Below are 11,575 nucleotides of genomic sequence, written 5' to 3' on the forward strand. Positions count from 1 at the left end.
CGCTCATGTTGCCGTTCAGCTTGGCGAAGGCGATGACCGAGCCGGTGAAGGTGATCGCCCCGATGGCGACGCCCAGGCTCAGTTCGATGATCGAGACCATCTTGATCCCGCCGTCGCCGTCCGAGATGCCGAAGGCTGCGGGCGCATAGACCGCGCCGATCGCGACCAGACAGGCCGCCATGCCGACAAGGCTGTGAAACGCCGCGACCAGTTGCGGCATGTCGGTCATCTTGACCTTGCCCGCGATCAGCGCGCCGCCACCGCCGCCCACGACCACGCCGCCCACGATCAGCGTCGCCGTCACCAGATCCAGCGCGCCGGACCCCCACAGGGTCAGCAGGGTGACGGCGACCGCCAGCCCCATCCCGACCATGCCGAAGATATTGCCCTGACGGCTGGTCTCGGGGCTCGACAGCCCCCGCAGCGACAGGATGAACAGCACGCCGGAAACCAGATAGGCCAGCGCGGCCAGAGATGCGTTCACGGCGTTCCCCCGAAGTCTTTCGTCAGTCGTGTCTTGAAATCTTGGTCAGTCATCGGCGTTCGACGTCCCCCGGACAGGCCGTGCGCGCCAGGCGCCACAGGGCAGCGGCGATGAACAGGGGGGACAGCAGGACCAGGGCCCAATCGATAGGGGTCATCTCCCGCTCCTGTACCACCACCCGCACCAGGGTGGCGGCGAAGACCAGCACCACGCCGCAGTCCAGGAACCGCTGCTTCTGGATCGGATTGGTTTCCCTGATCCAGCTCCACGCCCACAGGCCGACGCCCAGCCCCGTGGCGATCCACGAGGCCAGTCGGGCCAGGGCTGCGGGCGTCAGGTCCATCAGGGGTGCGCCGGGACGTTGCGTCGCTCGGCACCGTTCCATTGGGGCCGAGTGCGCAGGCTGGAGGCGATCTGGGCCACGACGGCCAGGATCAGGGCGGCGATGGCCAGCCGGATCAGCGCGTCGCCGTCCGACAGTGTCAGCATCCTGGGCGCCTGGAACAGGGCCAGACCGGTCAGGAACAGGCCGAGACCCGTCAGCAGCCGAATCATCTGGAACCGCCGCACCAGCAGCCAGCCATAGGTCAGCAGCGCCGCGATCGCCGCGACCACCGCCGCTCCGCTCAGCAGCGCATCGAAACTCATGCCTTGGCCTCGACGGGCTTGGGGCGTTCCTTCTTCTTGTACATGGCCAGCATCCGTCGGGTGACCATGAAGCCCCCGAAGATGTTGACGCTGGCCAGGGTCACGGCCGCGACGCCCGCGCCCTTGGCGATCCAGGCGTCGGCACCGGTCGCCTCGCCCGATACGGCCGCCGCCGCGATTAGACCGCCAACGACGATGACGCTGGAAATCGCATTGGTCACGGCCATCAACGGCGTATGCAGCGCCGGCGTCACCGACCAGACGACGTAATAGCCGACGAAGATTGCCAGGACGAAAATCGCCAGGCGAAAGACGGTGGGATCAACGTGTTCCATCAGCCTTTGACTCCTTCATGCACCACGGCACCGCCGTGGGTGACCACGGCCGCCTTGAGGATCTCGTCTTCGAGGTCCAGCGCCACCGCGCCGTCCTTGAGCAGCAGCCCCACGAACGCCACCAGGTTCTTGGCGTACAGGCTCGACGCATCGGACGCGATCCGGCCCGGCAGATTGGCGATGCCGACGATGGAGGCACCGTTGGGGGTTACGACCACCTCGCCCGACTTCGCGCCCTCGACATTGCCCCCGGCCTCGACCGCCAGGTCGATCAGGACCGAGCCGGGCTTCATGGTCGCCACCTGATCGGCGGTGACCAGCACCGGTGCCGCTCGGCCGGGGATCAGGGCCGTGGTGATGACGATGTCCTGCTTCTTGATGTGCTCACCGGTCAGGACGGCCTGTTTGGCCTGATACTCGGGGCTCATCGGCTTGGCGTAGCCGCCGGCCGTCTGGGCATTTTTGAACTCCTCGTCCTCGACGGCGAGGAATTTGGCGCCCAGGGATTCGACCTGTTCCTTGGTGGCGGGCCGAACGTCGGTCGCGGTGACGACGGCGCCCAGGCGTCGCGCCGTGGCGATGGCCTGAAGCCCCGCGACGCCCACGCCCATGACGAAGACCTTGGCCGGAGCGACCGTGCCCGCCGCCGTCATCATCATCGGAAAGCCCCGGCCGTAAGCCGCCGCCGCCTCGATCACGGCGCGATAGCCGGCCAGGTTCGCCTGGGACGACAGGGCATCCATGACCTGGGCCCGGGTGATCCGGGGCACGAACTCCATGGCGAAGGCGGTGATGTTGGCCGCCGCCATCGCCGCCACGGTTTCCTTTTCGCGGTAGGCGTCCAGCAGGGCGACGACGATCGCGCCCGGCTTCAGCGCGCTGGTTTCCTGCGCCGTCGGCCCGCGCACCTTGAGGACGATATCGGCACCCTCGAGCACCGCGCGGGTGTCCGGATGCACCACCGCGCCGGCGGCGACATAGTCGGCGTCGGGGAAGGACGAGCCGGTGCCGGTCCCGGCCTCGACCGTGACGGTCGCGCCCAGGGCGACGAATTTCCTGACGGTGTCCGGCGTGACGGCACAGCGCGTCTCGCCTTCACGGCGTTCGCGGGTCACGGCGATGGCGACGCCCAAGGCTAAACTCCCAATTCGTTTCTTGGGAGACCTTTAGGATGGAATGGAAAGGCCGGTCAAAGGCTGAAAACGCTGTCTGGCGACAAAACGTGGGCGCGATCTGCGCCGACCCCGGTAAATCCGTGCCGAGAGTGGCCTTAGTGGCCCTTGGAGCCCGACTTCAGGAAGGCGAAGCCGGCTGCGAAGATCACCACGCCCGCGATCAGGCCGCCGAGGAAGCTGCCGCCCGGCTGGAACCAGATCACCAGGAAGGCCAGGATCGCGGCAAGCGCCACCGAACCCCAGCTGAACAGGGCCTGGACCAGCTTCCAGGTCGCCTTTTGCTCCTCGATCGCCATTGTGCCGTGCTGATAGGCCTCGGCGTCATGGTCGGCGGCGTCGGTGGCGTGGTGCGGGTCGGCCATGGGGAGATCGTCCGGGGATTCTGAAGATGGGGTCTTATAGCCGCCGGGGCGGCTCGCTCAAGAGGCGGTTACGCACCGGGCTCAGTTCAGGGCCGCCAGAACGTCGCGGGTGAAGGCGGCGATGTTGAAGCCCTGACCCGCAGGATCCTCGCCGCGCCGGACGATGACGACGTTTCGGCTGGGCACGATGACGACATACTGGCCCCGGTTGCCGTTGGCCGAGAAGGCATCGGTGGGCACCCCCTCCTCGCGGTTCATCAGCCAGAAGGTCGCCCCATAGCCGAAGGTCCCGGTCGGCGGCTGTGGTCCCGATGGGGTCGTCACCCGCGTTCGCCAGCCTTCGGGCAGCAGTCGCTCCCCCTCCCAGACCCCGTTCTGAACATAGAGCTGACCGAACCGGGCAAGATCGCGTGCCGTGGTCCAGACCTGGCTCGACAGCATGTAGTTGCCGCGCCAGTCGGTCTCGGCCCAGGTGTGGGTCATACCCAGCCTGTCGAACAGCGCGTGCGGCGGGTGGTTCTCGAACGTCGGGGCGATCGCCATGACCGCCAGCAGGATGTCGTTGTTCGCATACCGGAACCGCGTCCCGACAGGCGCGATCAGGGGCCAGCCCGGCGCCTGTTCATCCACCGCCGTCCCGCCGAAATACAGGGTGTCGGTGCGGTTGCCAGCGGTATCGCTGTTCAGACCCGAGCTCATTCGCATCAGGGCGTCCAGGGTGATGGCGCGGCGCGGTTCCTCGGCGGCCTGCCAGTTGGAGATGGCGGCGGGGGCATCCGGATCGACCTCGCCACGCTGCACCGCTGCCCCGATCACGGTCCCGGCCAGGCTCTTGGCCACCGACCATGTGCGCTGGGGGATGTCGGGGCCGAAGTCGGGCGCATAGCGTTCGGCGACGATCTTGCCGTCTTGCAGGACGACGACACCGGTCGTCACCGCGCCCGTGCCGAAATCTCCGGCGAAGGCCAGGCCGACCGCCGCCTCCAGCGCCGCTGCATCGCCCGTCGCCGTGCCGGTCGGCAACGGCGGTGCCGAGGCCCGCCGGGAGACCGGCTTGATCTCCCGCATGCCGCCGACGAAACCCGTGGGCATGATCGTACAGCCCCCGCCGGGCGTGAACTGTGCCACGCGCGGCGGTGCGACCTCGTCCCAGGTCACGGCGATCTCGGTCTCGAAAGTCTCGACCGGCAGGTCGGCGATCAACGGCTGAAGCTCGGGATAGATTCCGACGAACTCATGCGCCGCGACGCTGGCCTGCGTCCGGCTTGCACCGGCCTCGCGCGCCGTGAAGATCGCGCTGCACAGGGTCAACGCCTTGTAGCCTGCGGCCAGGGCGCGGTGACTGGCGGTCGGCGGGGCGGGCGGCGGCATCTGGGCGAAGGCCGGATTTGAACTCAGTCCACACAGGAGGCCGACGACAACCAAGGCTCGCATTGGGCGGATCCGGAGGCGGACCGCAAGGCCTATCACGATCCGGTCTTTCGCGGCGCCGCTTCCAGATGGCTGACCATATAGTCCCGCAGAACCCGATTGACCGCTGTCTGGTATTTCGGCTCGCTGGCCTTGAACCAGGCCACCACATCGCTGTCGAGGCGAATGGTCACGGCGTGCTTTTCAGGACGATAGAATTTGCCGCGGACAGCCCCGGTCCAGTCCGTGATTTCAGGTGCGTCGCTGAAGTCGATATCTTCCTCAGCCATGGCGTCAATCACGGCCAACTCAGCGGAGATATCTCTCGTCGCCGGTTTCATATCCCAGGATTTCATTCTTCGTCGCCCTTCGCGCTGTTATGACCCGCACATAGATTTCACCGTCGTCATCCAGCCAGGTATGGGCCACAAACAGGATCGTCGTGAAACCCACGCGTCCAACTGTCCGCCATCGCTCTTCGCCTTCGACCACACGGTCCAGAACACCCACGGCATGAGCATCCTCGAAAACCCGCACAGCCACGTCGAATGCGACATTGTGTTTCAGCAGATTGCTTCTGGCCTTCTCTGGATCCCAATCAAATCGCATCCACGCCCCCGCGTACATACATTATTGTACGTACAATCTCAACCCAGCGCCTCGAACTGATCGACCAGCCGCTCCAGCCGGCCGCAGCCGATGGACCAGAAGGCGGGGTCGCGGGGGTTGAGGCCGAAGGGGGCCAGGGCCTCGACGTATGTCCGGGTGCCACCGCCAGCGAGCAGGTCGCGGTACAGGGGGGTGAAGCCTTCGGGGTCCTTCCTGCGCGTCTCCATCAAGGCCGCCACCAACAGGTCGCCGAAGGCATAGGCGTAGACGTAGAAGGGCGAGTGGACGAAGTGGCTGACGTAGCTCCACCAGTGCTCGTATCCGGGATTCAGGGTCACGGCGGGACCGAGCGACGCGCCCATCTCCTCCAGCCAGATCTGACCGATGCGGTCGGCGGAGACCTCGCCCCCTGCCCGCTCGTCGTGGAACCGCGTTTCGAAGCGGTGGAAGGCGATCTGGCGCACCACGGTGTTCAGCCCGTCCTCGATCCGCCCGGCCAGCAACCCGCGCTGTTCGGCCTTGGGCGCGGTGGCCAGCAGCCGGTCGAAGGTCAGACCCTCGGCGAAGATGGAGGCGGTCTCGGCCAGGGTCAGGGGGGTGTCGGCCAACAGAGTCCCGCGATCCGCCGCCAGGGTCTGGTGAATGCCGTGGCCCAGTTCGTGCGCCAGGGTCAGGACGTCGCGCCGCTCGCCCATCCAGTTCAGGAAGACGTAGGGGTGGCGGTTGGCCGTCACCGGATGGGCATAGGCCCCCGACTGTTTTCCCGCCCGAGCCTGACCGTCGATCCAGGGATTGTCGAAGAACCGGTTGGCCCGGTCGGCGAACTCGGGGCCCAGGTCGGCGAAGCTGTCCAGCACAAGCGCCTTGCCCTGAAGCCAGTCGTAGGTGCGGGGTTTCGACGTCACCAGCGGGGCGTTGCGGTCCCACTGGTCCAGCGTCGCCTTGCCCATGGCCCGGGCCTTGAGCGCATAATACCGGTGCGACAGCTTGGGATAGGCGGCGGCGACGGCCTCGGCCATCGCATCGACGGATTCGCCATGGACCTCGTTGCCCAGATGGCGGCTGTCGGCGGGCCGTTTGAATCCGCGCCATTTGGCCTCCAGCGCCTGGTCGGCCGACACGGTGTTCAGCACCAGCGCCAGGGTCGAGGACCGCGCGGCGAGGGCCTCGCTCAGCCCTTCGGCAGCGGCCTTGCGTTTGGCCGCCTTGGGGTCGGACAGCCGGTTCAGGGCCTCGGCCAAAGTCAGGCTTTCCTTGCCGACCGGCGCGCGCATGGCCGCGAGTGTCTCGTCGAACAGACGCCCCCACTGGGCCGAGACCGGCGCGTGTTCGGCCAGATAGGTCTCCAGCTCGGCTGACAGTTCGTGCGGCTTCATCGCCCGAACCCGCCGCAGCCAGGGCCGCCAGCGCGCCGCGCCGGGATCGGCCGCCAGCGCCGCCTCGATCTCGGCCTCTTCCAGCGCATTGATCTCGAGAGTCAGCCAGACGGTTGGGGTCGAGATGGCCGTCAGCTTCTCGCGGATATCGGCCTCGAACCCATTCGCCGCCGCATCGTCCCGCGCCGTCGACGCGGCGAGGAAGGCGTATGCCCCGAGGCCACCCAGGGCATCCGTCGTCCGCTCATACAGGCCGATGGCCCGGTCCAGCAGACCTCCTAGCGCTGTCGCGTCGGCCCGGGCCGCGATCAGCTGGCCCTGCAAGCCGTTCAGCTCGGCCACTGCCGAGCGTCCTGCCTCCAGATCGGCGGCGATCCGCGCATCCTGTCGCGAGGCGTAGAGGTCGGACAGGTCCCACAGCGGCGGCTCGGCGGTATCGGCGGGGTGAGGTGGGGCTTTAAAGGGCGCGTTCATAGCCTGTGTTGTGATGTCGAGACCGGCCCTGCGCAAGGGAGCCGACCGATCAAACGCTCCGTCCGAATGCCGCCAGACACGGCCGTACTGACCCGCGATGTTCAGGTCTCTAGCCAGTTGGAGCCCGCCATGACCTATCAGATCGAACCCCTTTCGCTTGCGCCGTTCGCGCCCCTGTTCACCCTGTCCGACGCCGCATTGGCCGAGGTCGGCGCGCGTCGCTGGACCGATGATCTGGGCGGTCGGGTGCCGTGCCGGATCAGCCTTCAGGATGCCGAACCCGGCGACCGGCTGATCCTCGTCAACCACGCCCACCTCGCCGATCCCACCTCGCCCTATCGCGCATCAGGGCCGATCTTCGTGCGCGAGGTCGCAACCGAGGCGAAGCCCGTTGCCGACACCGTGCCCGAAATGATCAGTCGCCGCCCACTGTCGATCCGGGTCTATGACTCAGCGAGCCTGATGATCGAGGGCGAGGTTATCGACGGTGCCGATCTCGACGCCCGCCTGCGCTACTGGTTCGCCCACCCGAAGACGCAGCAGGTCCACGTCCACTTTGCCCCACGCGGTTGCTACTTGGCGCGGGCAGTCCGAGATTGATTTGGCGATCAGGACGCCGCCGGGCCGTTTTCGACCCGGCGACGGCCTCGGTCAGGCCAGCATTCGCACCTTGGGTTCGCGATCCCACTGGCGCGTCGCGGCCGGGGCCAGCCAAGCGTCGGCACCGTCGGCCAGATCGATCACACCGTCGTCCGGCTCGACATTGGCCTTGTCCAACAGGGGTTGGGCCTCGGCCGTGAAGCCGATGGCCTTCAGATGCCCGAAGGCATGGGCGACGAAGTCGATAGCCGCGCCCTCCTTCGTCAGTTCCGCGCACCCAGCCTCGGACAGGACCAGGGCGACGGCGTCAAAGACGACGGACGGCGTCCCGGCCAGCTGACCGTCGGCCTTCAACTTCTTGCCGCCCTTCAGGGTCACGCCGCCGATCTTCGGAGCCACGATCTTGACCGTCGCCCCCGCGCCTTCGGCCGCAGCCTTGACCGCGTCGACGACCGCGCCGTCTGCGCCGTCGGTGACCAGTATGCCCACGGCGCGTCCCTTCAGCGTTTCGGGGTATTTGCCGACGATGCGCAGGGCGGGTGAGGCGTCCATGGCGAAGGGCTCGCTGGCGGCCGGGTTGGCGGGGGGCAGTTTGACGTTCAGGCCGTCGGCGACCCGCTGGGCCAGGGTCGCATCGACGTTCTGGAGATTGCCCAGCACCCGGTCACGGACATGATCCATCGTCAGTTTAGACAGTTCGAACACCAGGGCGCTGGCCAGGTGGGCCTGTTCGATTTCGGTCTGGCTGAGGAAGAACAGCCGCGCCTGGGAATAGTGGTCGGCGAAGGTCTCGGCGCGGATCCGGACCTTGGTGCCTTGGACGGGCTGTTCGAAAGAGCGGAAGCCGCCCTTCGGATCCTCGCGCGGACCGCCGTCCTCGCCGGCCTGGGACAGGCTGTTGGGCTCATAGTTGGCGCGGCCCTTGGGCACCTGCATCTGCATCTGGCCGTCGCGCTGCATGTTCTGGAACGGGCAGCCCTTGGCCTGATTGATCGGCAGCTGGTGGAAGTTGACCGTGCCCAGACGCGACAGCTGGGTGTCCTGGTAGGAGAACAGCCGGCCCTGCAGCAGGGGATCTTCCGAGAAGTCGATGCCGGGCGGGATGTTGGTGGGCAGGAAGGCGACCTGCTCGGTCTCGGCAAAGAAATTGTCCGGGTTCCGGTTCAGCGTCATCTTGCCGATGACGCGGATGGGATACAGCTCCTCCGGGATCAGCTTGGTCGAATCGAGCACGTCGAACGGCAAGGCGTCGGCCTGTTCCTGAGTCAGCAACTGAACCGCCAGATCCCACTCGGGGAAGTCGCCCGCGTCGATGGCCTCGAACAGGTCGCGGCGGTGGAAATCGGGATCGGCGCCCGCGATCTTGACCGCCTCGTCCCAGCAGGTCGACTGGGTGCCCAGGCGCGGTCGCCAGTGGAACTTGACCAGGGTCGGCTCGCCCGCCGCGTTGATCAGTCGGAACGTATGGACTCCGAAGCCCTCAATCATGCGCAGGGACCGCGGAATGGTCCGGTCAGACATCGCCCACATGATCATGTGGGTGCTCTCGGGCATCAGGCCGATGAAGTCCCAGAAGGTGTCGTGCGCCGACGCCGCCTGCGGATAACCACGGTCGGCCTCCATCTTCACGGCATGGATCAGGTCGGGGAATTTGATCGCGTCCTGGATGAAGAAGACCGGAATGTTGTTGCCGACGAGGTCCCAGTTGCCCTCGGATGTGTACATCTTGACCGCGAAGCCGCGCACGTCGCGGGGCGTGTCGACCGACCCGGCCCCGCCGGCCACGGTCGAGAAGCGGGTGAACAGTTCGGTCTGCTTGCCGACCTCGGTGAGGATTTTGGCGGTGGTGTAGTCGGCCAGGCTCTCGGTCAGCTCGAACACGCCGTGGGCGGCCGAGCCGCGGGCGTGGACGATCCGCTCGGGGATCCGCTCATGGTCGAAATGCTGAATCTTCTCGCGCAGGACGAAGTCTTCCAGCAGGTGCGGCCCGCGCGGACCGGCGGACAGGGTGTTCTGGTTGTCGCTGACGGGGATGCCGTGATTGGTCGTCAGCCGCGTCTCGGGCGTCGAGGCGGTCTGGTGGGTCTCTCCGGCGTTGCCGAGGTTGGTGGGGGTCGTGGTCTTGGGCATGAAGGGTCCTGACGGATGAGGTGCCGTCCGAACGCACCGATCGCCGCCGGGTCTCAGCTTGACCGCAACTATCGCGATCGCCGGTCTCCGAACGTCCAGCACCCGACTATTGGGACGCGCTGAATTTGCGCCCATGATGAGTCAAGGGCGGAGCGAGATCATGAGCGGCGAGACTTCCACGACATCGGGACGCGCAGGACTGGGCCACGATCAGGCCGGCCGGAACGTGGCCATCGCCCGGCTGGTCATCGGCCTGAGCCAGGGCCTCGCGCTCTGGGCCCTGTACCGGGCGGATCAGGGCTACGGGGGTCAGTCCGTCTGGCCGGCGACCGTGCCGATGCTGTTCGCAGCCCTGGTGCTGATCGCTGCCTATCTGCCCATCGTGCTGCTGGCCGGGGTCGGGCGGTTGCGGATCCGGACGCTGGCGATCTGGGGCATCGTCGCGGCCGTGGCGCTGGGTCTGCTGGCCATGCACGACGTGGCCCGGGCCTCGCGGATCAACGACGCCTTCGGCTCGTTCGTGATCCTGCCGTTCAGCGCGGTGGCCCTGTTCATCGTCCACCATCTGATCGTACCCGCCGATCGCGAGCGGCGCTGGATCGCGCCCTTCCACGTTTACTTCGACACAGCCTGGATGGCCGGGGTTCAGCTGGTGCTGTCGATCGGCTTCACCGGGGCCTTCTGGTTGCTGCTGTTCCTGGGCGCAGCCCTGTTCAATGTCATCGGGCTGAAGTTCCTGGGCGACCTGATCGGCGAGCCCTGGTTCTCCCTGCCCCTGACCGGCCTGGTCTTCGCCACGGCGGTGCATCTGACCGATGTCCGCGACGGGCTGATCCGGGGCGTCAGGACGGTGGCGCTGATGCTGCTGTCGTGGCTGTTGCTGGTGCTGACGGTGCTGGTCGCCGGGTTCCTGGCGGCGTTGCCGTTCACGGGTCTGGACGGCCTGTGGGAGACGGGCAGCGCGACGGCGCTGGTGCTGTCGGCGGCCGGGGCCCTGATCATCCTCATCAACACCGCCTATCAGGACGGCAGGCCCGACAACCTGCCGCCTGTGGTGTTGCGGATCGCGGTGCGCGTCGCCTCGATCCTGCTGACGCCACTGATCGTCATCGCCGTCTGGGGCCTGTCCTTGCGCATCGGCCAGCACGGCCTGACGCCCGACAGGATCATCGCGATCGCCTGCGCCGTCGTCGGTGCGGCCTATGCGGTCGGTTACGGCGCGGCGGCCTTGATCCCGTTCGCCCGCCGGGGCTCGCCCTGGATGAAGGCGCTGGAACCCACCAACATCGCCGTCGCCGTCCTGACCGTCGCGGTCATCCTCGCCCTGTTCAGCCCGCTGGCGGACCCGGCCCGACTATCGGTCGCGGATCAGGTGAAGCGGCTGGAGAGCGGCAAGGTGGCGGCGGACAAGTTCGACTATGGGTTCCTGGCGAATGGAAGCGGCAAGGCGGGGGAGAAGGCGCTGGAAGCGCTCAAACGCTCGAACGATCCTGAGATCGCGCGCCGCGCGGCGGGCGCGCGGATTGATATTCAGACCGCAGGCATTTCAGACGATGAAAGGCTGGCAGCCTCCATTGCAATAGAGATGCTTCCAGAAGGTACCGCTTCGCCCTTCGGACCCTCCGGTCCCGCGTCGGAGGCCATGCGCAATTGTACAGGGCGTCAGGGCGGATGCGTGGCCCGCCTCATGGACCTCAACAATGACGGTCAAGACGACGTTCTGATGGCTCACCAGTTCGCCATCGTGCTTTTCGAGCGTGATGCGGGTGGTCAATGGCGCGATCGGGGGAGCTATACCGCTGCCTGTGGTGGTGGCGATGCTCGAGACGCTCTTCGTTACGAACACTTGACCCCGCGCCCCTCGCCATGGCCCGTCCTCGACGTGTCGAAGCTCGGAACATGGGCGTTGCAGCCAGGCAATCTGTGCGATGCCGCCCCAAACACCAACCGCCCCCGTTAACCCCCCGCACAC

Annotated in this window: 13 protein-coding genes; 2 read left to right on the plus strand and 11 right to left on the minus strand. The window is 66.9% G+C overall.

Annotation, left to right across the window (positions count from 1 at the left end; translation table 11 throughout):
• From JHC99_RS13610 to JHC99_RS13655, 10 genes are all read right to left on the minus strand, one after another.
• Positions 1-484: NAD(P)(+) transhydrogenase (Re/Si-specific) subunit beta (locus JHC99_RS13610; protein ID WP_292154930.1), on the minus strand; the 484-nt coding region annotated here is incomplete at its 3' end.
• Positions 485-533: 49 nt separating this feature from the next.
• Complete coding sequence (locus JHC99_RS13615; protein ID WP_292154931.1) at positions 534-827, minus strand: hypothetical protein; 294 nt, start codon at positions 825-827, stop codon at positions 534-536.
• Positions 827-1,132: a hypothetical protein gene (locus JHC99_RS13620; protein ID WP_292154932.1), complete on the minus strand. Its 306-nt coding sequence runs from the start codon at positions 1,130-1,132 to the stop codon at positions 827-829. The genes JHC99_RS13615 and JHC99_RS13620 overlap by 1 nt, the downstream gene beginning before the upstream one ends.
• Positions 1,129-1,467 (minus strand): NAD(P) transhydrogenase subunit alpha, encoded by a 339-nt coding sequence (locus JHC99_RS13625; protein ID WP_271144888.1) that lies wholly within the window; start codon positions 1,465-1,467, stop codon positions 1,129-1,131. The genes JHC99_RS13620 and JHC99_RS13625 overlap by 4 nt, the downstream gene beginning before the upstream one ends.
• The gene (locus tag JHC99_RS13630) at positions 1,467-2,600 is read right to left on the minus strand and encodes a Re/Si-specific NAD(P)(+) transhydrogenase subunit alpha (protein ID WP_292154933.1); all 1,134 of its coding nucleotides are present in this window, start codon (positions 2,598-2,600) and stop codon (positions 1,467-1,469) included. The genes JHC99_RS13625 and JHC99_RS13630 overlap by 1 nt, the downstream gene beginning before the upstream one ends.
• A 137-nt stretch (positions 2,601-2,737) precedes the next feature.
• Complete coding sequence (locus JHC99_RS13635) at positions 2,738-3,004, minus strand: aa3-type cytochrome c oxidase subunit IV (RefSeq protein WP_292154934.1); 267 nt, start codon at positions 3,002-3,004, stop codon at positions 2,738-2,740.
• Between the two features lie 81 nt (positions 3,005-3,085).
• The gene (locus tag JHC99_RS13640) at positions 3,086-4,438 is read right to left on the minus strand and encodes a serine hydrolase (protein WP_292154935.1); all 1,353 of its coding nucleotides are present in this window, start codon (positions 4,436-4,438) and stop codon (positions 3,086-3,088) included.
• A 32-nt stretch (positions 4,439-4,470) separates the two neighbouring features.
• Positions 4,471-4,704: a BrnA antitoxin family protein gene (locus JHC99_RS13645; protein WP_292154937.1), complete on the minus strand. Its 234-nt coding sequence runs from the start codon at positions 4,702-4,704 to the stop codon at positions 4,471-4,473.
• A gap of 19 nt (positions 4,705-4,723) precedes the next feature.
• Positions 4,724-5,041, minus strand: a complete 318-nt coding sequence (locus tag JHC99_RS13650; protein WP_292154938.1) for a BrnT family toxin — start codon at positions 5,039-5,041, stop codon at positions 4,724-4,726.
• Between the two features lie 20 nt (positions 5,042-5,061).
• Positions 5,062-6,873, minus strand: coding sequence for a M3 family oligoendopeptidase (locus tag JHC99_RS13655; RefSeq protein WP_292154939.1), 1,812 nt, complete (start codon positions 6,871-6,873; stop codon positions 5,062-5,064).
• A gap of 129 nt (positions 6,874-7,002) precedes the next feature.
• Here JHC99_RS13655 and JHC99_RS13660 point away from each other — a divergent pair, with 129 nt between their 5' ends.
• Complete coding sequence (locus JHC99_RS13660; RefSeq protein ID WP_292154940.1) at positions 7,003-7,473, plus strand: DUF1203 domain-containing protein; 471 nt, start codon at positions 7,003-7,005, stop codon at positions 7,471-7,473.
• 51 nt (positions 7,474-7,524) lie between these two features.
• On the opposite strand, the gene JHC99_RS13665 is transcribed toward JHC99_RS13660, so the two are convergent.
• Complete coding sequence (locus JHC99_RS13665; RefSeq protein ID WP_292154941.1) at positions 7,525-9,603, minus strand: catalase; 2,079 nt, start codon at positions 9,601-9,603, stop codon at positions 7,525-7,527.
• 160 nt (positions 9,604-9,763) lie between these two features.
• On the opposite strand from JHC99_RS13665, the gene JHC99_RS13670 reads away from it, so the two are divergent.
• A complete protein-coding gene (locus JHC99_RS13670; RefSeq protein ID WP_292154942.1) occupies positions 9,764-11,563 on the plus strand; it encodes a DUF4153 domain-containing protein in 1,800 nt (599 codons plus the stop codon).
• Positions 11,564-11,575 lie beyond the last annotated feature (12 nt).

The sequence above is a fragment of the Brevundimonas sp. genome (assembly GCF_016463485.1).
Lineage (GTDB): Bacteria > Pseudomonadota > Alphaproteobacteria > Caulobacterales > Caulobacteraceae > Brevundimonas.